We start from the raw sequence: 21,437 nt of genomic DNA, 5'->3' as shown, positions 1-21,437 counted from the left end.
ACCGCCATCCGCTGAGGCTTCAATGGTCGTTATCGCCAGATTTCGCGAACTGGTGTCAGGCTAGCCCTGCCCTCGCGGGGCAGCCGGCAAAAGCCGCAACCTGGGTCTGGTACCGAGCCCGCGATCTACCCTGGTTGGCGCGCGGGCCTCAGCCGCCCAGCGAACGTCCGGCGCTCGAACGGGCCGCGGCCACTCACCCGAGACGGGCGGAAGCCGGACTGGCGGTCAGCGCGGCGTGGGCGCTGGCGAACACGGCGCAGATGGCGGCGTCGTCGGGCGCCTGAAGCGCCAGGTCCGCGTCGGCGAGAGCAGCCGCGAAGGCCCGTAACGCCGCCCGTACGGCGTCGCGGTTCTCCCACACCATCGCGGCGCTGCGGCATGGAGCCGAGGCCGCCGACGCGGTGGCCCGCCGGTAGCTGCCGGCCGCGAGCAGCTGAGCGATCTGGTCCGGGGCGGCGGTGTTGGCGAGGACGGCGGCGAGCAGGTGCGGCAGGTGGGAGACGAGAGCGACCGCGGCGTCGTGGCGCCCGGCGGAGACCGGGACGATCCGGGCGTCGAAGTGCCGGGCGAGCAGATCCGCGACGCGCCGGTACGCTGCCGGGTCGGCGCTGTCGTCATCGAGCGCCCAGGCCGCCCCGACGAGAAGCGAGGCCGCCTCGGGGTCGAACCCGGCACGGGGTCCGCCGGCCATCGGGTGACCGGCCACGAACCGCTCGTAGCGCCGATCCCGGGCCCGGGCGGTGACCGCGGTCTTGGCGCTGCCGACGTCGGTGACGACCGCGTCGGGGCGCGCCAACGCCATCACCTCGTCCAGCAGGTCGGGAAGGGCGGGCAGCGGGACGGCGAGGACGACGATGTCGGCGGTGGCCACGGTGTCCGCCAGGTCGTGCCCGCAGGCGAGGCCGGCCGCGGCGACCGCCGTCCGGGTCGCGCGGTCGCGGTCCCAGACGCGCGCCGCGGCGCCCCGGTCACGCAGGCGCAGGGCGATCGCGCCGCCGATGAGACCGGCGCCGACCACGGCGATCCGCAGGCTCACAACGGTCCCCGCCCGGCGCGCAGGAGCAGCAGCGCCAGGGCCACGCCGTCGTCGCCGAGGCTGGATTTGAACCGGGCGAGGACCTGCTGTTCACGCGAGAGCACGAGGCGGGTTCCGCCGCTGGCGACGCGCGCCTCGCCGATCTTGCGGGACAGTCCGCTGCGTTCGTGCCAGAGGTCGAGCAGGGTGCGGTCGATGCGGTCGATCCGGCCGCGCAGCTCGTCGATGTCCTGGGGTTGATCGTGCATGGCTGTCTCCCTCGGTGGTGGCTGGCGGCCAAACCGGGAGTCGAGCGCGGGACGCTGACGAAGAGAGGCCCCAGGCTCGACGAGCCCGGGGCCGGGTGTGGCGCGATCTGCTGTCAGACGTCGACCACCGGCTTCGGACCCGGCTGGAGATAACCGGGGAAGCAGGCGGCGCGCTGCACGGACGTCACCTGGACATGGTGGCGCCATCAGCCACCGGCGCGCAACCGGCAGATCCCCTCCAACGGGCGACCGGCGCGTTCGTCGAAACCTCCCGGAAGTGTCGGTGGCGTGGTCAAGGATGGCCCGGAGAGCATCGTGACGAACGCGAGCGGCCGGAGGCCGGGATCGAGGTGGCGCATGAGCGGCGTACGGGTGTTGGTGGGCACGCGCAAGGGCGCGTTCATCCTCACCGCCGACGGCGGTCGGCGGGACTGGCAGGTCAGCGGACCACACTTCGGCGGCTGGGAGATCTACCACCTCAACGGCTCCCCCGCGGACCCTGACCGCCTGTACGCCTCGCAGTCCAACGGCTGGTTCGGCCAGCTCATCCAGCGCTCCGACGACGGCGGCAGGTCCTGGAACCCGGTCGGCAACGACTTCGGCTACGCGGGCGAGGTCGGCGAGCACCTCTGGTACGACGGCACGATGCGCCCGTGGGAGTTCAAACGGATCTGGCATCTGGAGCCGGCCCCGGACGACCCCGACACCGTGTGGGCGGGCGCGGAGGACGCCGCCCTGTTCCGCTCGACCGACGGCGGCCACAGCTGGGAGGAGCTGGCGGGCCTGCGCACCCACAAGTCCGCTCCGGGCTGGCAGCCGGGGGCGGGCGGGATGTGTCTGCACACGGTCATCCTCGACCCGGTGAACCGGCAGCGGATGTACATCGCGATCTCGGCGGCCGGGGTGTTCCGCACCGACGACGGCGGCGCGACCTGGCAACCGGTCAACCGCGGTCTGCGCTCCGGCCAGATCCCCGACCAGGACGCCGAGGTCGGCCACTGTGTGCACCGGATCGCGATGCACCCGTCCCGGCCCGAGACGTTGTTCATGCAGAAGCACTGGGACGTCATGCGCACCGACGACGCCGGGGAGTCCTGGCGCGAGGTCAGCGGGAACCTGCCGTCGGACTTCGGCTTTCCGGTCGCGGTGCACGCCCACGATCCGGAGACCATCTACGTCGTACCGATCAAGAGCGACTCCGAGCACTACGTTCCGGACGGCAAGCTGCGGGTCTACCGCAGCAGCGTCGGCGGCCACGAGTGGGAGCCGCTGACCGCCGGCCTGCCGCAGGAACACTGCTACGTCAACGTCCTGCGCGACGCGATGGCCGTCGACACTCTGGACCCGTGCGGGATCTACTTCGGGACGACCGGCGGGCAGGTCTACGGCTCTGCCGACGGCGGCGACACCTGGGCGCCGATCGTGCGGGACCTGCCGGCCGTGCTCTCGGTGGAAGTTCAGGCGTTGCCGTGATCCGGGTCGTCCTACCGGCGCACCTGAAGAACCTCGCCAAGGTGAGCGGGGAGGTGCGGCTGGAGGTGGCCGCGCCGGTCACCCAACGCCGGGTTCTCGACGTTCTGGAGGCCCGGTATCCGGTGCTCGGCGGCACGATCCGGCGCCGGGACACCGGCCAGCGGCGGCCGTTCGTCCGGTTCTACGCGTGCGCGGAGGACCTCTCGAACGACTCGCCCGACGAGCCGCTGCCCGATGCCGTGGTCTCCGGAACGGAGCCTTTCCTGGTCATCGGCGCCATGGCAGGCGGCTGACCCGCTCTGACCGCTGACGAGCCGGGTCCGGGAGCGGTCAGACCCGGCTCGGCTGGCCACCGGGGTACCCGGCCACCTCGACCCGGTTCCGTCCCAGCCGCTTCGCGCTGTAGAGCGCGGAGTCGGCGGCGTGGAACAGCCGGGACGGGTGCGGTGCGCCGACCACAGTGGCGATGCCGGCGCTGACGGTCACCGACAACATCCGCCCGTCGCACTCGACCGCCGAGCCGGCGATCCGACGGCGCATCCGGTCGATCCGCTGACGGGCCGCCTCCGGCGGCGTGCCCGGCATCAGCACGACGAACTCCTCGCCCCCGTGACGGGCCACGATGTCGTCGACTCCCAGACCCTCCTCCAGTAGACGGGCCAGTTCGACGAGGACGGCGTCGCCCGCGCCGTGACCGCACTCGTCATTGACCTTCTTGAAGTGATCCACGTCGAGAATCGCCAGGCTGAGAGGCAACCCGGTGCCGACAAGGCCCACCACCACCCGGTCGAGATGATCCATCAGGTAACGCCGATTGTGCAGACCGGTCAGCGGATCGCGGATCGCCTGCTCGGCGAGGTCGGCCCGCAGCGCCTCGATCGTCTCCAACTGGGCACGTAGCTGCGAGTTGGCCTGCTCCAGGTCCTGGCGCTGACGGTTCATCTCGGTGATGTCCCGGGCGACGAACGTCCAGCCGATGGAGCCCCGGCGCCGGTCGGCGATGGCCCGGACCCGAACGTGCAGATCGACACCTGATCCCCACACGTCGGCAAGGGTCCGGTCCGAGGCCATGCCGTCACGCGGGGTGAGCCCCATCAACATCTCGCCCACCGGGGTTCCCACCGGGTCGCCGACCGTGCCCGGCAGCAGCCGACGGCGCAGCTCCACCGCGGACTCGTTGAGGTCCACGATCCTGCCGTCGGTGTCGACAACGAGCACGGCGTCGCTCACGCTCTCGAACACCCGTTTGTGGGCCAGCGGCATCCGTTCGATCCAGTGTCGACTGACGGCGACGTACGCGACGACAGCGAGCACCGTGAAGCCCAGCGCCATGAAGTCCACCGGGTGAATGCCGGTGTACCAGAACATCCGCGCGCCGGCCGGCGCCAACGAGGCGATGAGGAGCGCTCCGAGCATCCGACGGTGCGTCCCCTTGCTGCGCCACCACGCCCAGGCGATCCCCCACATGCTGACGAAGATCAGTATCTGGTTGTAGGCCGCATGGATCCAGAAGAACGGGCCCGGCTCGACCAACGGCATCGACCCCGGCTCTGCCGGAAGCACCGACACGAAGAACAGGTGGTGCCACGGATTCGTCGCCGCCGCCGCCAGGATGAGAACGGGCATCGCCGACAATGCGGCGATGAGCCGCCGGGAGGGCGCCCAACCGCGGTCCATCACCGCCTTCGACAGCACGAACAGGCCGGCGACCAGCGCCAGCAGCCCCGGAATCGTGGCGAGCTTCCACGACTGGACGGCCACCGGGCCCCGGGAGTTCACCGCGACCAGCTCGCAGACCGCATACGCCACGATGCCCGCGGTGTTGAAGGACAGCACCCGCAGCGACACTGACAGATGACGTCGCTTCCAGCAGAGGACCGACACTGCGCCGGCTACGACGGCCGCAAGCGCGAACTGGCTCGCCACCAAGCTCATTGCCCACCTCCGACCAGCACGGCATGCGCTCGTTCACCGGCTGTGCCACCGCAATCGTCAGACGAACGGGCTTCGAGGCTAGCCGGGGCGGGCTTCGCCGTCGGCAAGGGCCGGCAGACAGAGGACGGCGCGCAGGCCGGGCCCGGCCTCGTGCAGGCTCACGGCGCCGCCGTGCCGCCGCACGATCTCCCGGACGATGGCCAGCCCCAGGCCGGAGCCGCCGTCGTCGCGGGCGCGGGCCTCGTCCAACCGGGTGAACCGGTCGAAGGCCCGCTCACGGTCGGCGGCCGGGATGCCGGGGCCGTCGTCAGTCACCGACACCTCGACCACGTCCGCCAGCTCACGGATCGACAACTCGACCCGGGTGGCGGCGTGCCGCACGGCGTTGTGCAGCAGGTTGTCCAGCGCGCGCGCCAGGCCGTCGGCGTCGCCCGGAACGGTCGGCGCGGGCCCGGCGGTCACGGTCACCGGGACCCGTGGGGCGACCAGTCGGTCGGCCGCGGCCGTCACCAGAGGCCGTACCGCGACGGGGGCCAGCCGGTCGGGGCGAGCCGGGCCGTCCTCCGCCCGGGCGAGCAGCAGCAGATCCTCGACCACCCGTGACAGCCGGTCCACGTCGGACAGCAGGTCGTCGGCGACGGACGGGACCGGCTCGCCGAGCCGCCCCGCCACCTCGATCTGCGTACGCAGGCTGGCCAACGGGCTCCGCAGCTCGTGCGCGGCGTCCGCCACGAACGCCCGCTGCCGGGCGCGGGCCGCGGCGAGCCGGTCGAGCATGTCGTTGAGGGTGGTCGCCAGCCGGCCGATCTCGTCGTCGGCCGGCGGCGCCGGCAGCCGCTCCTCGGAGGCGGCGCCGGTGATCCGTTGGGCGCCTTGGCGCAGCACCTCGACCGGCCGCAGCGCCGCGCCGGTGACCCGCCAGGCCAGCAGCGCCAGGGCCAGCAGGATGACCGGGTACGCCAGCCACAGCACCCGGCTGAGCGCGCTGACGCTCTGTCGGATGTCCGCCATCGGCGTGGCGACGGCGACCGTGGCATCCGGCCCGGCCGGCGCCCCGACCAGGCGGACCGGGCCGACCAGCGCCAGCCGCGAGCCGTCCACCACGAGCCGGCCGCCGTCGCGGAGCCGGGACAACTCGTCCGGGGTGACGAACGGAGTGAGCCGGTCGGCCCCCAGCGACGCCGACCTGACCCGGTCGGCCCCGTCGATCAGCTGCACGTACCGGCCACCGGCGACCGGCAGCGGGTTCGGCGCCGCGCCGACGGCGACCAGCGCGGCGACATCATGCGCGGTGCTCAACGCCTCCTTGTCGGCGGCGCGTTGCAACGCCACGCCGAGCGCGGTGACCAGACCGAAACCGGCCACGGCGAAGCCGACCGCGAGGCCGGCGGCGCCGATCACCATGAGACGGGCCCGCAACCCGCGAGGCAGCAGCCGGTCGGGCGTCCAGCGCAGACGCGGCGCCGTCATCTCAGACGCCACCGGACGCGGCGCTGACCAGCCGGTACCCCGATCCACGGACGGTCGCGATGAGGGAGCGGTCGAGCTTGCGGCGCAGGTAGCCGACATACACCTCGACCAGGTTGGGGTCGGTCTGCGGGCTGGCGTCCCAGACGTGGTCGAGCAGCTCGGTCTTGGTCAGCACCGTGTCCGGCCGACGCATCAGGTACTCCAGCAGGTCGAACTCCCGGCCGGTCAGCTCGACCGGAGCACCGGCGTAGGTGACCGCGCGGCTGCCCGGGTCCAACGTCACCGGGCCGGCCGTCAGGACGACGGGGCGCCGCGGCGCCCCACGCCGCAGCAGCGCCCGCAGCCGGGCCACCAGCACCACGTACGAGAACGGCTTGGTCAGGTAGTCGTCGGCGCCGCAGTCGAGTCCGTCGGCCTGGTCGTGCTCGCCGTCCTTGGCCGAGAGCATCAGCACCGGCACCCAGTTCTGCTCCTGGCGCAACGACCTGACGATCCGGTACCCGGACAGGCCCGGCAGCATGACGTCAAGGATGATCGCGTCATATCCCCCCTCGCGGGCGCGGGCCAACCCGCCCGGCCCGTCGCCCGCGACATCGACCGCGAAGCCGTCGGCGCGTAGGCCCCGCTGCAACGCGTGGGCCAGGCGGGCCTCGTCCTCCACCAACAGCAACCGCATGCGGCGAGCCTGACACACCGGTCGCTGAACCGGAACTCAGCTTCTCAGGCGGCTCTCAGGCGGGCCGGCGCAGGATGGGGGCAGTCGAGCCGAAGGAGTCCTCATGTCCCTCTTCACCAAACACCACCGGCTGCGCTGGCTGGCGCCGGCCGCCGCGGTCACCGTCGTGCTCGGCGGCAGCGTCCTCACCGAGTCGCTGGCGGCGTCGGCCGCGGCGCTTCCCGAGCGCAGCCCCGCCCAGCTGCTGGTCGACCTTCAGCAGGCCAGGCTGGACGGGCTGTCCGGCACCGTCGCCCACCAGGCGGACCTGGGCCTGCCGATGGTCCCGGGGCTGGGCGGCCAGCCCGCCGGCGCCGACCCGGCCAGCCTGCTCAGCCTGGCCGCCGGCTCACATACCCTGCGGATCTGGTACGCCGGACCCGACGCGGCCCGGTTGTCGGTCATCGGCACGCTCGGACAGACTGACATCATCCGGTCCGGCCGGGACCTGTGGACCTGGGACAGTCGGGCCAACAAGGCCACCCACCGCACGCTGCCCGCGAACACGGCCCAGGCCGGGACCGCGATGGAGACGGCCCTGCCGCGTTCCCCGCAGGAGGCTGCCGAGTTAGCGTTGCGCGGGGTCGGGCCGACCACGGAGGTCACCGTGGAGCCGCCGGTGCGGGTGGCCGGACGATCCGCGTACGAGCTGGTGCTGCGGCCGCGGGACGGCCGGTCCCTGGTTGGTCAGGTCCGGGTGGCCATCGACGGTGAGCACCACTTGCCGCTGCGGGTACAGGTCTTCGCGGCCGGCGCCCCGAAGCCGGCTCTGGAGACCGCGTTCACCGCGGTGAACTTCAGCCGCCCGGAGGCGAGCCAGTTCCGGTTCACGCCGCCGCCCGGGGCCGAGGTCACCGAGGATCGGGCCGAGCCGTCGACGCCGCCGGCCAACGCCCCCAGTGTCCCGGACCGCGCCGCCGCCGGCGCCGTGGCGGACGCCGGCAAGCCGACGGTGGTCGGCGAGGGCTGGATGAGTGTGCTGGTGCTTCCGGTTCCGGCCGAGGAACTGGCCGCCGCGTCCGAGAGCACCCCGCTGTCGGCCGCGATCGCGGCGCTGCCGTCCGTCCGCGGGCCCTGGGGCTCGGGCCGCCTGCTTAACGGTCGACTGTTCAGCGCGCTGCTCACCGACGATGGACGGCTGCTCGTCGGCGCGGTCAACGCCGACACCCTGACGGCCACCGCCGGTCAGCCGGCGGCCCGGATCACCGTCCGCCCCGGCGTCCCGAAGTGACCGACGCCGCCGCCGACGGCCTGGCGGTCCGATCCCAGGGCCTGACCAAGCGGTTCGGCCAGCAGGTCGCCGTGGACCAGGTCGACCTGCGCGTCCCCGAAGGGGCCGTGTACGGCTTCCTCGGCCCGAACGGCTCAGGCAAGACCACCACCATCCGGATGCTGCTGGGGCTGATCCAACCCACCGCCGGACGGCACGAGCTGCTCGGCGAGCCGGCCCCCGAACGGCTCACCGCGGTGCTCCCCAGGGTGGGCGCGCTGGTCGAGGGCCCGGCGTTCCACCCGTACCTGTCCGGCCGGGCCAACCTGGCCCGGCTGGACGCCGGGGACCGCACCGCGGATCCGCGCACCGCGCGCCAACGGATCGACGGCGCCTTGGAACGGGTGGGTCTGCTCGCCGCCGCTGGCAAGCGGTACCGGGCGTACTCGCTGGGCATGCGGCAGCGGCTGGCGCTGGCCGGCTCGCTGCTCACCCCGCGCGACCTGCTGGTGCTCGACGAGCCGACCAACGGCCTGGACCCGCAGGGCACCCGGGAGGTCCGCAACCTCATCGGGTCGCTGGCCGCGGAGGGACGCACCGTGCTGCTCTCCACCCACCTGCTCAGCGAAGTCGAGCAGATCTGCACCCACGCCGGCATCATGCGCCAGGGTCGGCTGGTGGCCCAGTCCACGCTGACGGAGTTGCGCGCCGCGGCCACCCCGCGGGTACGGGTGTGCACCGACGCCCCCGCGGACGCCGCCCGGGTGTTGCGGGAGCTGGGACTGACCGAGGTGAGTCACGACGCCACCGGCGCCACCGGACTGCCGGGCGCGATCGCGCCCGAGAAGATCGTCGTCGGGTTGGTCGCCGACCAGGTGCCGGTGCGCGGCTTCGCGGTCCAGTCACCCGACCTTGAGGAGCAGTTCGTGAAGTTGACAGGAGAGGGCTTCGATGTCAGTGGCTGAAGCGGCACGACCGGCAGCGGTACGACCGGCGCCGGCGCCGGCTCGGGCGGTGAGCACCCGGCTGCTGCGTTCGGAGCTGCGGCTCATCTTCGGCCGACGACGCAACTGGGTCGGAATGGCGGTGCTGGCGACCGTGCCGCTGATCATCGCCATCGCGGCTAAGGCGTCGCCCTCCGCCACGGACGGGCCGGACTTCTTCAGCGGCATCACCCAGAACGGACTGTTCGTGGCGCTTGCCGCGCTCACCATCGAGATCCCGCTCTTCCTGCCGCTGGCCGTGGCCGCGATCGCCGCCGACAGCGTCGCCGGCGAGGCGCAGCTCGGCACCCTCCGCTACCAGCTCGTCGTGCCGGTGGGCCGGACCAGAATGCTGGCGGTCAAGTTCGCCGCCATCGCGATCTTCGCCGCCGCGGCGACGGCATGGGTGGCGTTCGTCGGGGTGGTCGCTGGACTGATCCTGTTCGGCGGGGGCGAGATGACCCTGCTGTCCGGGGCCCAGGTGTCGATGGCCGAGGGCGCGCTACGGCTGCTCGGCGTCTGCGCCTACCTGGCCGTGTGCCTCGTCGCGTTGGGCGCGGTGGGCCTGTTCGTGTCAACCCTCACCGAGCAACCGATCGGAGCGACGATCGCGGTGCTGCTGGTGCACGTCGCCAGCCTCATCCTGGGAACCATCCCGCAGCTGGACTGGCTACAGCCGTACCTGCTCAACGTGCACTGGCTGGCGTTCGGCAGCCTCATGATGGACCCGGTCGCCACCGAGCCGTTACAGGACGGTCTGCTGTCCGCGGGGGCGTACACGCTGATCTTCGTCACGGCCGCCTGGGCCCGGTTCGCCGGGCGCGACGTCACCAGCTGATGCGCGGCTACCGCGCCAGCAGGGCGGTGTAGTCGGCCGCCCGCAGCGGCCCCTCGGACAACAACGCGTCGGCCCGGGGCACCGCGATCCGCACACCGCCCACGGTGAACGTCACCCCGCTGATCTCCTGACGTTGGGTGAGGGTGAGCACCATCTGGGCGTAGGCGAGCGTCTCGTCGCCCCGGTTGACGTCGGCCGGGGCGACCAGCTCCACCACGGCGACGCTGCCCTGCACCTGCACCGATCGGACCAGATCGGCGCCGGCGAGCGCGCTGGTGAAACCGGCGGCCGCCTCCTGCTCGGTGGGACCGGCGCTGAGGTCGCCGATCAGCTCGGCCGGCGTGGCTGTCCGGACGGCGGGGCGGAGCACCGGCGTCAACAGCCCGTCACGGACCAGGTACAGCCGTTTGTGGACCACGCCGTCGGCCTGGTCCCCGGCGGTGGGCGGCTTCAGCGGAGGCGGCGAGCTGACCGCACGCGGGTTGTCCTCCCCGGTGATCCCGCAGCCGGCGACCGCGCCCACCAACACCCCGACCAGCAGCAGCGGGGCCACAGCGGCCAGGGACGACCGTGGCCCCGCCTGGGCGGGCTTGGGCAGGGTGACCCGGAACCGGGCGCCGCCGGCGGGCAGGTTCTCGACGGTGATGTCGCCGCCGTGCGCGTGCGCGTGGGCCAGAGCCAGGGCGAGGCCAAGGCCGACGCCGTCGTTGCTGCCACGGGTGCCGGCGGTTCGTCCCCGGACGAAGCGTTCGAAGATCCGCCCCTGGTCCTCGACGGCTACTCCCGGCCCTCCGTCGTCGACCTCGACGTATCGGCGACCGGGCTGGCTGCCGACGCTGACGAGGACGGCGCCGCCGCCGTAGCGCCGGGCGTTGTCGAGCAGGTTGGCCAGGACGCGGTCGAAGCGGCGTCGATCCAGCGACCAGACCACATCCCCGTCGGTGCGGTCCACGACCAGCGTCGGGTCCACGCCAGTGTTGCGGCAGGCCCGTCGGGCGAGTTCAAGCACGTCTACCGGCTCAAGCTCGGGTTCGGCGCCTTCCCGGGCGAGTTCCAACAGGTCGGTGACCAGATTCCGGAAGCGCGACGACTCTTCCACGATCAGGTCCAGTGCCCGTCGGGCGCGGGGATCGAGGTGGTCACGCCGATTGGCCATCACGTCGACGGCCGCGGTGAGGGTCTGCAAGGGCGAGCGCAGCTCGTGACTGACATCGGCGGCGAACCGGCGGTCCCGCTCCATGCGTCGGGCCAGTTCCTCGACCATGTGGTTGAACGCGCCGGCCAGCTCTTCGAGGTCGGGTTCGGCCTTCGGGTCCAGACGGGCGTCGAGGTCGCCGGCGCCGATCTCGCGGGCGGCGGCGGTCACACTCCTCAGCGGTCGGACCACTCTGCGGGCCGTGTAGGCGCCGAGCAGAGCGCCGGCGAGGGTGGTGCCGGTGGCCACGGCGACGAGGATCCAGGAGAGCAGTCGTAGCGTGGCGTCGAGTTCCCGCAGGGAGTCCACGACGTAGAACTGGTCGCCGCCGGGCAGCGGAACGCCGGTCACGACGTGCGGCGTGCCGGCGATCGTCACCCGCTGCACCATCGGCCGGCCGGCGGCGACCTCCGCGGCCAGGCCAGCCGGCACCGCGTCGGTGAGGCCCACGTCGACGCTGCGCGCGTACCACCGGCCGTCCCGGCGCAACAACGCCCGCCGGTTCGCGCCGGTGTCGAGTTCGCGGAGCACCTCGAGCACATCGGCCTGGTCCGCGGCCAGTCCGGCGCCCACGACCCGGGCGTCCAGGTAGGCGGCCCGCACGGCGGAGCGCTCCCTGGTGGCCAGCTGCATCTGTCGGGTCAGCTCGAACGACAGGACCGCCATGCTGGCGCAACTGGCCAGAGCACCCACCGAGAACGCCACCAGGATCCGCGCACGCAGGCTGAGCTGTCTCACCGTTGGAGCCGGTAGCCCAGGCCGCGCACGGTGACGAGCAGACTCGGCGACGACGGGTCGGGCTCGATCTTCTGCCGGAGCCGACCGATGTGGACGTCGACCAGGCGTTCGTCGCCGTGCTCGTAGTCCCACACGCGGTGCAGCAGCTGCTGTCGGGACAACACCAGGCCCTGGTGCTCGGCCAGCTCGCACAGGAGCCGGAACTCGGTCCGGGTGAGTGGGATCGCCTGCCCGGCGCGCAGCACCTCGCCGGCCAGCGGTCGGATCGACAGGTCTCCGCTGGCGATCTCGGGGCCACCGGGGGAAAGACCTCGGCCGCGGCGACGCAGCGCCCGCAACCGGGCGGACAGCTCCTTGATCTGCACCGGTTTGACGAGGTAGTCGTCGGCACCTGCTTCCAGCGCGGCCACGATGTCGTGGGTGTCGGAGCGGGCGCTCACCACGACGATCGGGACGTCGTCGGCGCGGCGAAGCTCGCGGATGGCGTCGAAACCGTCGAGCCCAGGCAGCATCAGGTCCATCAGGACCACGTCGGCGGGGGTGCGCCGCTGTGACGTCAGCCCCTCCTCGGCGGTGGCGGCGCCGCGGGGGTCATGCCCCTCGTCCTCCAGCGCCATGACGAGCGAGGCACGGATGCGGTCGTCATCGTCGATCACCAGCACTGAGCTCATCACTGCATGATGTCGCACTCATCGGATGATGTCCCACACCGGCGGATGATGACCCACCGTGATCGGGGTCGACCGGAGTACTCGGAAACGGCTATAGGACGATGGACCTGCTAATCAGGTCGGCGGCGTCATCGGTCATCCTCGCTGGGTGGCCAAAATCGGTTGCCATCCGGGAACCGGAACCGATCGAGTGGTGTGGTGACCACCGAAGCTGACACCATGCCCCTGCCCGACCGCCGCCTCGTCGACGCCGACGTCGCGCGACGCCTGATCACCACCCAGTTCCCACAGTGGGCCGGCCTGTCGGTGCGGCCAGTGGCCACCAGCGGCTGGGACAACCAGACCTTCCACCTCGGCGACACCATGTCCATTCGGCTGCCGACCGCCGCCGAGTACGCCGAGGCCGTAGCCAAGGAGCACCGCTGGCTGCCGGTCATCGCCCACCGGGTCCCGCTGCCGGTGCCCGTGCCGCTCGCACACGGCGCACCCGGTGCTTGCTTCCGTTTCCACTGGTCGGTCTACGAGTGGATCGACGGTGCGCCGGCCCGCCCCGGCATGGTTGCCGACCTGAGCGCGTTTGCAGCCGACCTGGCCGGTTTCCTGGTGGCGTTGCAGCAGGTCGACCCGGCCGGCGGCCCCGGGCCGGGGCTGCACAACTGGTTCCGTGGCGGGCCGCTGGACCGCTACGCCCCGGCGGCCCGGCAGGCCATCGACACCCTCGGCGACCGGATCTGCCGCGACGCGGTCACCGAAGTGCTGAACGCGGCGCTGGAACCCACGTGGGACGGCCGACCGGTGTGGTTGCACGGCGACATCGCCGTCGGCAACCTGCTGGTCCGCGACGGCAGGCTCGCCGCCGTCATCGACTTCGGCACCTGCGGCGTCGGCGACCCCGCCTGTGATCTGGTGATCGCCTGGACGATGCTGACCGGGCGCAGCCGAGCGGAGTTCCGCGACCGAGTCGGCGCCGACGACGGCACATGGGCGCGTGCCCGCGGCTGGGCACTATGGAAGGCCCTGATCCTGCTCGCCGGCGCCGTCGACGAGGACGACCCGACCGAGGCCGCCGATCAGCACCACGTCATTACCGAGATCCTCATCGACGCCGGCCATAGCGCAAACCACTGACGCCCTGGTGGCGCGCAACGTCGGTGCGGGTATCAGCGCTGGCGTCGCCATGGCCGCCGAACCTATCCGGCGTCAGCGAGCGAGGCGCGCCCGTCGCTGGCCTCAACTGAGTCGGCCGCGGCCCACGTGATGCCTGCGTCGTGGTGCCGGACGTACGGCGTCGAGTCGACGTAGCAGGCGTGGCGCTACGGGTTGGCCTCCCGGTTCACGGCCGGTTGAAGATGTCGTAGGTGCCGGCCCGACGCCAGATGATGTGCGGTTCGCCGTCGACGACCTCGTCGCCGTACTGGAATGTGCATCGCCCGTCGGCCGCCCAGGTCATCTCCCATACGTCGCGGCTGCCTTGGACCCGCTTGACCCGCAGACCAGCGCGGAACCGCCCGCGGCGTAGGTCGTCGACGAACTTGGCCACCGCGGTGCGCAGCAGTTCTCGTTGCTGTGGGGTCAGGTTCTTCAAGTCGTCGCGAAACCAGTTGAGTTGGTCCCAGGTCGGCACCTACTCCTCGCCCAGGGACGTGAGGAAGTCGGCGTCGCTGGTGTGCCGCACCACCCGGCCGGCGGCCAGGTCCTCGTCGGCCCGGGCCTCCTTGGCCTGCCACTCGGGCGTCCAGAACCACGCCTGGTCGCGGGCGACCAGCGCGGCCGGGGTCAGCGTGATCCGGCCGTCCTGCACGTCGATGAGCAGGTTGTCGCCGGCGCGCAGTTGCAGCTGGTCACGCACCGACTGCGGGATGGTCAGCACCCCACGCTCACGCAGGGGAGCGGACAGGGGGCGACCGCCATCGGCGGGACGCCCAGCCATCGTCGTCATGCTGTAAGTATGCCTCGCAGAATTACTGCATGGCAATCAACAAGGATGAGATCTCATACTCACCTGCCTCATACTCCTCATACACGTACGAGACAAGCCCTGGCCCTGTGTTGGGCTAAAGCTACGGGTGGCTTAGCGGGAATCCTGTACCGATCCTCCTCAGCCCCCGACCGGACCGGGTGTGGTTGAGCATGCCCTCGCGCAGAGGGACGACGCCAAGCGCGCCGGGCGCGAAGTGGGACCCGACGGCCTGCCGCTGGTACGCCCCGAGCCCAGCTATGGCGCAGCTTCAACTGGGCGACACAGTCCGTTCGGTCTCCGGCGCACTCCGGTCGGCCCCCTGATTGAGGCGACCCGGCCCGTTAGGAAACCGTCATATTTCCGCGTGGTATCTGCCATACATCTGGCCGAGGGTGGTGCCATGACAGGAAACGGACGCCCGCCCGACGCGCCTACCGTCGAATCGGTCGGTCCAATCCCGGTGATCCAGCTGATGCTCGTCGACGACTACAAGGCCGCCGACGCCGATCGTCTCTCCGCCCAACTCGACGAGGCGATCCGAATGCGGCCCCGGCAACTGCTCATCGATGTCAGTCGGTGCCGGGTCATGGACGTGTCGGCGATCGATGTGCTGTTGGACGCCCACCGTCGCATCCGCCGCATCGGTGGCTCGCTGACGTTGGTCTCCCCGTCCGGACGGCTACGCCGCAATCTCACCTTCACCCGCGCTGATCTCGTCCTGGACCTCGCCGCGACCCTCTCTGTCGTCCGGGCCGCCTCGTAGGCAGAGCCTGCAAGGCGATCGTCGGGTCTGCAACGCCCGGCTGAGCACGTCAGTCCCGCCGACCCCCTGGAGGGACCGCGGACGGTCGCGGCTCGGTGGCGGACCCAGGCCACCCAGAGCGACTGAACGGTGCGAGGGGGAACGGCGCGCGCCCGGGCGCGGTTCGCGCCGGGGCTGGGGCCGGCCTGAGCGAATCCGCGCCGCTCGGGCCGGCCCCCACAATGGTCATCCCGTAGCCGGTTGTAGGGAGCTGCCGGATCCTTTCCGGCGAGCGGATGGGCTGGGATGAGTGCACGTGCGGTCTGCTCGGTCCCACAGGGTGCCGTACGCACGTCGATCATCCCGGAGGAAACCATGTCCTATTCCGTGCGTGCGCTGGGCGTCACCGCTGCGGCGGCGCTTCTGGTCACCGCCGTCGGCGGCGCGCCGGCTGCCGCCGACCCCACCCGCTCGTGGAAGTCCATCAACGTCGTGGCGGTGAACGCCGCCGGCTGCCAGGAGCAGGGCGTGAAGCTGGTGAACCTAGGTGGCGGTCTGTACGAGCTGGCCATGCCCAGCTACCAGGTCCAGACCTCCGCCTGGCCCGGAATGTCCAAGGCGTGCAGCGCCGACATCACCGTGGAGATGAACCCGAACTTCTCCCTCCGGCTCGACAAGCTGACGGCACGCGCACAGATCAGGACCGGCCGTCAGGCCACGGCGGAGGCCACCGTCGGCGTGGTGAACCCCGTCGGCGCCAACGTCGAGCTGACCAAGAGCTGGCCCGGCGGGGTGAACACACAGTGGAACGAGAGCCGGAGCAGGTCGACCGCGCTCATCGGCTGCGGCGCCACCGACACGTTCACGCTCCGTACCAGCATGAGCGCCATGCCGCAGCAACAGGGCGACACCAGCGTGGAGATCACGATGGGCACGGCGGCGCTCCGGCCGGCGATCACGATCAAGGCCATCGCCTGCTGACGCGCGGGTAGGCAACGCGATCCAGACGCCGTCCCGTCACAGCGCGCCAGAGCCGCCGTGATGGGACGGCGTCAAGGGCCGAAATGCGGACGCGAGTGGAGCGCCGATGCGTCAGCATGGGCCGATGCTCACCGTCGAATCACCGCTCGTCACCGACCGGCTCCGGCTGCGCCCGTTCGCGCCGACCGACACCGCGGCGCTGTACGAGATGCGCACCGACCCCGACGTCCTCCGCTACCTTTACTGGCCCCCCGCCACTCTGGACGAGGTCCGTGACGTCGTCCGGCAGCGGACCACCATGAACCGGCTCGCCGAGGAGAACGACTACCTCGTCCTGGCCGTCGCCGACCGGGACACCGACGCGCTGGTCGGCGAGGTGGACCTGTGCTGGACGAGCGTCCAACACCGCCACGGCGAGATCGGCGTCATCCTGCGCCCGAAGGCACAGGGACGTGGCTATGCCACCGAGGCCGCCGCCGCGCTCCTCGACCTCGCGTTCACCCGGCTCAGCCTGCACCGGGTCAGCGCCCGCACCGACGCCCGGAACACCGCATGCGTCCGGGTGATGCGGCGCCTCGGGATGCGCCAGGAAGCCCACCTGAGACAGTGTGTTCTGCACGAGGGCCGGTGGCATGACGAACTCGTCCTGGCGGTCCTCGCCGACGAGTGGGCCGCCCACGCCGCCGGCGGCTGAGCCGGCCGGGGCGCGAAGGCAGGATGTCCGATGACGACGCACGACTTGTCCACCGTGGATGAATGGGCCGTGCCCTGCGTCGGGCGGGACCGCGAACTGGCCGCCGCGGTCGCCTGCCTCGACCGACCGACGGCCGGGCGGAGGTGGACCGCGGTGGTCTGCGGCGACCCTGGGATCGGCAAGAGCCGGCTGCTGGAGGAGGTGGTCGCCGCGGCCCGCGCGCGGGGCGTCGCCGTCCGGTCGGCGCGAGCCGCGGAGTACGAGCGCGGGGTGCCGTTCGGGGTGCTGCGGGACGCGCTCGACGGTCACCTGCCGGACGACGCCGGCGACTGGCTGACCCCTGAGCAGCGCACCCACGCGGGCGCCGTGTTCCCACGGCTCGACCCGTCCGGTCCGCCGTCCGACCTGCTCGACGTGGAACGGTTCCGGTTGTACCGGGCGCTGCGGGCGCTGGTCGAGGCAGCCGTGGCCGCACAGCCGCACGGCCTGCTGCTGGTCCTGGACGACCTGCACTGGGCGGACGCGGGAACCCTCGAATTCCTCGACCACCTCGTCCGGCATCCGCCCCTGACGCGGCTGACGCTCGCTGTCGGCGTCCGGCCACGGCAGGCGCCCGCCCTGCTGCTCACCTCGCTCACCGCGGCGGCGAGCCGGGGCGAGGCGGTGCTGGTCGAGCTGTCCGCCCTGGACGCCGCCGCCGCCGACCGGTTGATGGCCGGGTGGGCGGTGCCCGCCAACCGCCGGCCACCGCTGTACGCCGGCAGCGCCGGCAACCCACTGTACCTGGAGACGCTGGCCCGCGCCGACCGGCACGGCGCCGCGCCACCCCTGGCCGACGCCGCGGACGCCCTGAACGGCGCCGGGACCGCGATGCACCTGGCGCTGCTCGCCGAGTTCGGCGGTCTGGCCGCCGACCACGTGAGGGTCGCCGCCGCGGCGGCGGTCGCCGGCGACACCGTCGACCCGGAGCTGCTGGCCGCGGTCAGCGGCCTGCCCGACGAGGTGGTCGAGGCGGCCCTGGACGCGCTGTGCCGCCGTGATCTGGTCCGCCCCGGTCCGGCCGGGCTGCGGTACCGGCACCCGCTGCTGCGCAGCGTCGCCTACCAGGCTGCCGATCCGGGCTGGCGGATCGGCGCCCACCGGCGGGCGTACGTGGCGTGGCGGTCGCGCGGCGCCGACCTGGCGGTGCTGGCGGGCCACGTGAGCCGGTACGCCACCATGGGCGACCGCGACGCGGTAGCCGTGCTCATCAACGCGGCGCGAGCGAGCCTGCCGACGGCGCCGGCCGCGGCGGCGCACTGGCTCGCCGTTGCTCTGCGGCTGCTGCCCGTCGATCCGGCCACCGCCGGCGTCCGGCTGGAGCTGCTCGCCATGCGGGTGCGCGCGCTGGGCGTCAGCGGCCGACTCAGCGACGCGCGGGACCTGCTGCACGAGGTGCTCGACCAACTCCCACCCGACCGGTGGGAGCACCACGCCCAGCTCACCGGGTTCTGCGCGATGCTCGAACGGCTGCTGGGCCACCACAGCGAGGCGCGCGGCCTGCTGGCCCGGGCGCTGGCGGCGCTGCCTGACCACAGTGGCGCCACGGCGGCGACGCTGCTCCTGGAACTCGCGGTGGCCCGGCTCAGTCACGGCGAGTTCGGGCTGGGCGAGGACCCCACCGCCACGGCGTTGGCGATCGCCCGCGGGCTCGACGACCCGTCGCTGCTGGCGGCTGCGCAGGCGGCCTACGCCTTCGTCCACCTGTGCGCCGGTGACCTCTCCGCCGACGTCCGGGCCCAGGCCACCGCGGCGGCCACCGGGGTGGACGCCATGTCCGACGGCGATCTCAGCCGGCGCCTGGAGACCATGGTCGGGCTGGGGCTGGCGGAGCTGTTTCTGGAACGCTGGTCAGCCGCCGAACGCCACCTGGCCCGCGGTCTGCGGGTGGCGCGGGCCACCGGCCAGGCCCATCTGGTCAACTTCCTGCGGATGGCCCAGGGCGCCTACTTCGCGATGCGCGGCCGGCTGACCGAGGCCGCCGAGTGCTTCGAGGATGCCCACGAAGCCGGGGTGCTGACCGGCAGCGCCGAGATGCGGACCCAGGCGCTTTCGCAGCAGGGCTGGATCGCCATCTGGCGCGGCGAGCTGTCCGCCGCACGGACCCACATCGCGGACGCCATCGCGCTCGCCGGACCCGAGACGGACTGGCACAGCACCGTCGCCCACGCCGACTGGGCGCTGATGCACCTGCACGACAGGGACCCGCGGGCATGCGTCGCGCTGTTCACCGCGACTGTGGAGCCACACCTGGCCAGGATCGACGCGCTCAGCCGCCCGCTCTGGCACCACGTCATGGCCGCCGCCACCGCGCTGGCCGGGGACCCGATCGCCGCGCACGGCTGGGCCGACCGGGCCGAAGCCGCGGTGGCGGGGCACGACCTGCCGGTGCGTTCGGGCATCGCCCTGCTCTCCAGGGCGTACGCGACGGGCTGCGACGACCCAGCGGCGGCCGCGGATATCGCCCTCGCGGCGGCGAGCATGCTGGAACCCGCCGGCGCCCGGGTGTTCACCGGGCTCGCGCACCTGGGAGCGGCGACCGCGCTCGGCGCGTCCGGGCGGGTGCCGGCCGCGCGGGAGCACTTCGCCCGGGCGCGGACGCTGTTTCGGGACTGCGGCGCCGACGGCCTGCACGCGGACGCCGTGCGGGCGCAGCGCCGGATGGATGGCGGACAGCGCCGCCGGTCCCACGACGCGGACGGGCCGGGCGACGGCGGCCCGCTCACCGTCCTGACCAGCCGGGAGCGGGAGATCACCATGCTCGTGTGCGCGGGGCTGAGCAACCCGGAGATCGGCGAACGGCTCTACCTGAGCCGCAAGACCGTGGAGGCGCATCTACGCCGGGTGTTCGCCAAGCTCGGCGTGACCGGCCGCACCGCGGTCGCCGCGGTCGTCGCCGCGCACTCCCCCGACGCCGCCGCGGCCGCGGCACGTCGTTCAGGGCTCACGGGGCGCTGATAAGGGAAGCTGCGCGAAGAGCGTCGCCCCACACGTTGAGGACACAGAACTTGAGTTATCCAGATGAAAGTGATATCCGTTACCACTAACGGCATCGCAGGAGGCAGCATGGTTGGACACATCGGGTGGTCGGGACAGGCAGGCTCGGACGCCAGCGCCGCGGGCGACCGCGCGCTCGCCTACGGTGGGCATCGCCCGACGTGCCGGGCGCTCGATCAAACCGACCAGTCGCACGCCGCCGCCGGCGGCGCCCGATGACCGTGGCCCAACCGGCAGCAGCCCCTACCGCGCCGCCCGTGCGGCCGGCCATCGTCCAGTTCGCGGTGTTCGGCGCCTTCGCCGCCCAGCAGACGCTGACCCCGGTGCTACCCCCGCTCGCCCGCGAACTCGGCCTCGGCGAAGCTGGCCTCGGCCTGCTGATAGCCGGCGCCGCCGCCGTCGTCATGGCGGCGAGCCCGGCCTGGGGCCGACGGGTGGGGCGTACCGGGTACCGCGCGACCATGCTGGCCGCGCTCGGTCTTGCGGCGGCGGGCTCTGCCGCGTTCGCGGTGGCAGTCCCGCTCGGGCTGGCCGGCGTCCTGACCGGCGCGACGCTGTGGGCGGCGCTCATCGCCAGCCGGGCCGTGGTCTTCGGCGCCGGCATCGCCGGGGCGCCGGTCGCCGCCCAGTCATACGTCGCGGCCTCAATCACCGACCAGGCAGCACGGACCCGGGCGCTGGCGATGGTGGGCGCGGCGCAGGGGCTGGCACTGATCGTCGGGCCGCTCATCGGCGGGGCTCTCGGCGGGCTGTCCCTGTACGCCCCGCTGTATGCGGCGCCGGCGCTGCTGTTGGCAACCGCCGCGGTCGTCGCGGCGCGCCTGCCCGCGGGCGCGACACCGACAGCGCCCCACGGCGCCGGACGGGTCAGCTGGCGGGAACGCCAGCTGTGGCCCTACCTGTGTTGCGGACTCGGCGTGCTGGTAGCGCTGGGCATGGTTCAGATCACCATCGGCTTCCTCATCCAGGACCGCCTGAACGCGACGCACGCCGAGACCGCCAGCCTCACCGGTTTCGCTCTCGTCAGCTCCGGCATCGGGTACCTCGTCGCCCAGGCGGTCCTGGTCCGGCTGCTGAAGTGGTCGCCCCGGCGCCTCATCACCGTCGGCGCCCTACTGGCCGCCGTTGGCGGCGTGCTCATCACCGTCGCGTCCGGTATGCCTGCCGTCCTCGCCGGGATGGCCGCGGTGGGTGTTGGGCTTGGCCTGGCGGTGCCGGGCTACACGACGGGAGCCACCCTCGGATACCCGCCGGCCCAGCAGGGGGCCGTCGCCGGGCTGGTCGGGGCCGCCAACGCCGCCGCCTTCATCATCGGTCCGATCCTCGGCACCGTCCTGTACCAGTGGCGGCCAGTCGCCGCGCTGCTCGCGGCATGCGCGATCCTACTCGGAGCGGCCTTTGTCCCAGCCGCCGCGACGCCACCTCGCCAGGCGCCGGCGGGGCACAACCGGTGACCAGCGCCACTCACCCGCGCTATTGAACATAGTTGCCGTTCTTGAAGTGCCGCCCGTA

Annotated in this window: 19 protein-coding genes and 2 pseudogenes; 11 read left to right on the top strand and 10 right to left on the bottom strand. The window is 72.5% G+C overall.

The features are described from left to right. Positions 1-193: 193 nt before the first annotated feature. Positions 194-1,036 carry a prephenate dehydrogenase gene (locus tag ABD287_RS13305; RefSeq protein WP_344172817.1) on the bottom strand — a complete coding sequence of 281 codons (843 nt, stop codon included), beginning with the start codon at positions 1,034-1,036 and terminating at the stop codon, positions 194-196. Beyond that, positions 1,033-1,284, bottom strand: coding sequence for a chorismate mutase (locus ABD287_RS18560; protein WP_425565616.1), 252 nt, complete (start codon positions 1,282-1,284; stop codon positions 1,033-1,035). Before ABD287_RS18560 ends, ABD287_RS13305 begins: the two co-directional genes overlap by 4 nt. A gap of 357 nt (positions 1,285-1,641) precedes the next feature. Here ABD287_RS18560 and ABD287_RS13295 point away from each other — a divergent pair, with 357 nt between their 5' ends. Beyond that, positions 1,642-2,757, top strand: a complete 1,116-nt coding sequence (locus tag ABD287_RS13295; RefSeq protein ID WP_344172813.1) for a WD40/YVTN/BNR-like repeat-containing protein — start codon at positions 1,642-1,644, stop codon at positions 2,755-2,757. After that, positions 2,754-3,050 (top strand): MoaD/ThiS family protein, encoded by a 297-nt coding sequence (locus ABD287_RS13290; protein WP_344172809.1) that lies wholly within the window; start codon positions 2,754-2,756, stop codon positions 3,048-3,050. The genes ABD287_RS13295 and ABD287_RS13290 overlap by 4 nt, the downstream gene beginning before the upstream one ends. Positions 3,051-3,087: 37 nt before the next feature. Here the strand turns inward: ABD287_RS13290 and ABD287_RS13285 are convergent, their stop codons facing one another. From ABD287_RS13285 to ABD287_RS13275, 3 genes are all read right to left on the bottom strand, one after another. Further along, the gene (locus tag ABD287_RS13285; RefSeq protein ID WP_344172807.1) at positions 3,088-4,692 is read right to left on the bottom strand and encodes a histidine kinase N-terminal 7TM domain-containing diguanylate cyclase; all 1,605 of its coding nucleotides are present in this window, start codon (positions 4,690-4,692) and stop codon (positions 3,088-3,090) included. Positions 4,693-4,770: 78 nt separating this feature from the next. Continuing rightward, on the bottom strand, positions 4,771-6,096 hold the full coding sequence (locus ABD287_RS13280; RefSeq protein WP_344172912.1) for a HAMP domain-containing sensor histidine kinase: 1,326 nt from the start codon (positions 6,094-6,096) through the stop codon (positions 4,771-4,773). Positions 6,097-6,163: 67 nt separating this feature from the next. Further along, positions 6,164-6,838 carry a response regulator transcription factor gene (locus ABD287_RS13275; RefSeq protein WP_344172805.1) on the bottom strand — a complete coding sequence of 225 codons (675 nt, stop codon included), beginning with the start codon at positions 6,836-6,838 and terminating at the stop codon, positions 6,164-6,166. Between the two features lie 103 nt (positions 6,839-6,941). On the opposite strand from ABD287_RS13275, the gene ABD287_RS13270 reads away from it, so the two are divergent. Genes ABD287_RS13270 through ABD287_RS13260 form a run of 3 tightly spaced genes read left to right on the top strand, consistent with a single transcriptional unit; the run spans position 6,942 to position 9,908 of the window. After that, positions 6,942-8,108 carry a LolA family protein gene (locus ABD287_RS13270; protein WP_344172802.1) on the top strand — a complete coding sequence of 389 codons (1,167 nt, stop codon included), beginning with the start codon at positions 6,942-6,944 and terminating at the stop codon, positions 8,106-8,108. Further along, positions 8,105-9,052, top strand: coding sequence for an ABC transporter ATP-binding protein (locus ABD287_RS13265; protein WP_344172799.1), 948 nt, complete (start codon positions 8,105-8,107; stop codon positions 9,050-9,052). The genes ABD287_RS13270 and ABD287_RS13265 overlap by 4 nt, the downstream gene beginning before the upstream one ends. Beyond that, positions 9,039-9,908 carry an ABC transporter permease gene (locus ABD287_RS13260; protein ID WP_344172797.1) on the top strand — a complete coding sequence of 290 codons (870 nt, stop codon included), beginning with the start codon at positions 9,039-9,041 and terminating at the stop codon, positions 9,906-9,908. The genes ABD287_RS13265 and ABD287_RS13260 overlap by 14 nt, the downstream gene beginning before the upstream one ends. A 7-nt stretch (positions 9,909-9,915) precedes the next feature. On the opposite strand, the pseudogene ABD287_RS13255 reads toward ABD287_RS13260, so the two are convergent. The 3 genes and pseudogenes from ABD287_RS13255 to ABD287_RS13245 all read right to left on the bottom strand — a co-directional run. Beyond that, a pseudogene (locus ABD287_RS13255) lies at positions 9,916-10,257 on the bottom strand (GerMN domain-containing protein); the annotation flags it as partial. Positions 10,258-10,488: 231 nt separating this feature from the next. Next, positions 10,489-11,841: pseudogene (locus ABD287_RS13250) on the bottom strand (sensor histidine kinase); the annotation flags it as partial. Continuing rightward, a complete protein-coding gene (locus ABD287_RS13245) occupies positions 11,838-12,512 on the bottom strand; it encodes a response regulator transcription factor (RefSeq protein ID WP_344172795.1) in 675 nt (224 codons plus the stop codon). The pseudogene ABD287_RS13250 and the gene ABD287_RS13245, both read right to left, overlap by 4 nt. A 198-nt stretch (positions 12,513-12,710) precedes the next feature. Between ABD287_RS13245 and ABD287_RS13240 the strand changes: the two genes are divergently transcribed. Then, positions 12,711-13,640, top strand: coding sequence for an aminoglycoside phosphotransferase family protein (locus ABD287_RS13240; protein ID WP_344172793.1), 930 nt, complete (start codon positions 12,711-12,713; stop codon positions 13,638-13,640). A gap of 205 nt (positions 13,641-13,845) precedes the next feature. Here ABD287_RS13240 and ABD287_RS13235 read toward each other — a convergent pair whose 3' ends face one another. Next, on the bottom strand, positions 13,846-14,136 hold the full coding sequence (locus tag ABD287_RS13235) for a hypothetical protein (RefSeq protein ID WP_344172791.1): 291 nt from the start codon (positions 14,134-14,136) through the stop codon (positions 13,846-13,848). Further along, the gene (locus ABD287_RS13230; protein ID WP_344172789.1) at positions 14,137-14,451 is read right to left on the bottom strand and encodes an AbrB/MazE/SpoVT family DNA-binding domain-containing protein; all 315 of its coding nucleotides are present in this window, start codon (positions 14,449-14,451) and stop codon (positions 14,137-14,139) included. A gap of 421 nt (positions 14,452-14,872) precedes the next feature. Here ABD287_RS13230 and ABD287_RS13225 point away from each other — a divergent pair, with 421 nt between their 5' ends. The 5 genes from ABD287_RS13225 to ABD287_RS13205 all read left to right on the top strand — a co-directional run bounded on the left by ABD287_RS13225 (position 14,873) and on the right by ABD287_RS13205 (position 21,379). After that, positions 14,873-15,235, top strand: a complete 363-nt coding sequence (locus ABD287_RS13225) for an STAS domain-containing protein (RefSeq protein WP_344172787.1) — start codon at positions 14,873-14,875, stop codon at positions 15,233-15,235. Positions 15,236-15,589: 354 nt separating this feature from the next. Continuing rightward, positions 15,590-16,195: a hypothetical protein gene (locus tag ABD287_RS13220; RefSeq protein WP_344172785.1), complete on the top strand. Its 606-nt coding sequence runs from the start codon at positions 15,590-15,592 to the stop codon at positions 16,193-16,195. Between the two features lie 106 nt (positions 16,196-16,301). Continuing rightward, positions 16,302-16,889 (top strand): GNAT family N-acetyltransferase, encoded by a 588-nt coding sequence (locus ABD287_RS13215; RefSeq protein ID WP_344172782.1) that lies wholly within the window; start codon positions 16,302-16,304, stop codon positions 16,887-16,889. Between the two features lie 30 nt (positions 16,890-16,919). Then, positions 16,920-19,886, top strand: a complete 2,967-nt coding sequence (locus tag ABD287_RS13210; protein WP_344172779.1) for a helix-turn-helix transcriptional regulator — start codon at positions 16,920-16,922, stop codon at positions 19,884-19,886. Positions 19,887-20,182: 296 nt separating this feature from the next. Beyond that, a complete protein-coding gene (locus tag ABD287_RS13205) occupies positions 20,183-21,379 on the top strand; it encodes an MFS transporter (RefSeq protein WP_344172777.1) in 1,197 nt (398 codons plus the stop codon). The last annotated feature ends 58 nt before the right edge of the window (positions 21,380-21,437 follow it).

The sequence above is a fragment of the Pilimelia columellifera subsp. columellifera genome, assembly GCF_039532605.1.
GTDB classification, from domain to species: Bacteria; Actinomycetota; Actinomycetes; order Mycobacteriales; family Micromonosporaceae; genus Pilimelia; species Pilimelia columellifera.
This window is presented reverse-complemented; position numbering and strand designations above follow the sequence as displayed.

Bases quoted from the DNA above. Each gene is read 5' to 3' on its own strand.
- ABD287_RS18560 (WP_425565616.1), bottom strand. From the start codon at position 1,284: ATGCACGATCAACCCCAGGACATCGACGAGCTGCGCGGCCGGATCGAC.
- ABD287_RS13295 (WP_344172813.1), top strand. From the start codon at position 1,642: ATGAGCGGCGTACGGGTGTTGGTGGGCACGCGCAAGGGCGCGTTCATC.
- ABD287_RS13285 (WP_344172807.1), bottom strand. From the start codon at position 4,692: ATGAGCTTGGTGGCGAGCCAGTTCGCGCTTGCGGCCGTCGTAGCCGGC.
- ABD287_RS13280 (WP_344172912.1), bottom strand. From the start codon at position 6,096: ATGGTGATCGGCGCCGCCGGCCTCGCGGTCGGCTTCGCCGTGGCCGGT.
- ABD287_RS13275 (WP_344172805.1), bottom strand. From the start codon at position 6,838: ATGCGGTTGCTGTTGGTGGAGGACGAGGCCCGCCTGGCCCACGCGTTG.
- ABD287_RS13270 (WP_344172802.1), top strand. From the start codon at position 6,942: ATGTCCCTCTTCACCAAACACCACCGGCTGCGCTGGCTGGCGCCGGCC.
- ABD287_RS13260 (WP_344172797.1), top strand. From the start codon at position 9,039: ATGTCAGTGGCTGAAGCGGCACGACCGGCAGCGGTACGACCGGCGCCG.
- ABD287_RS13245 (WP_344172795.1), bottom strand. From the start codon at position 12,512: ATGAGCTCAGTGCTGGTGATCGACGATGACGACCGCATCCGTGCCTCG.
- ABD287_RS13230 (WP_344172789.1), bottom strand. From the start codon at position 14,451: ATGACGACGATGGCTGGGCGTCCCGCCGATGGCGGTCGCCCCCTGTCC.
- ABD287_RS13225 (WP_344172787.1), top strand. From the start codon at position 14,873: ATGACAGGAAACGGACGCCCGCCCGACGCGCCTACCGTCGAATCGGTC.
- ABD287_RS13220 (WP_344172785.1), top strand. From the start codon at position 15,590: ATGTCCTATTCCGTGCGTGCGCTGGGCGTCACCGCTGCGGCGGCGCTT.
- ABD287_RS13215 (WP_344172782.1), top strand. From the start codon at position 16,302: ATGCGTCAGCATGGGCCGATGCTCACCGTCGAATCACCGCTCGTCACC.
- ABD287_RS13210 (WP_344172779.1), top strand. From the start codon at position 16,920: ATGACGACGCACGACTTGTCCACCGTGGATGAATGGGCCGTGCCCTGC.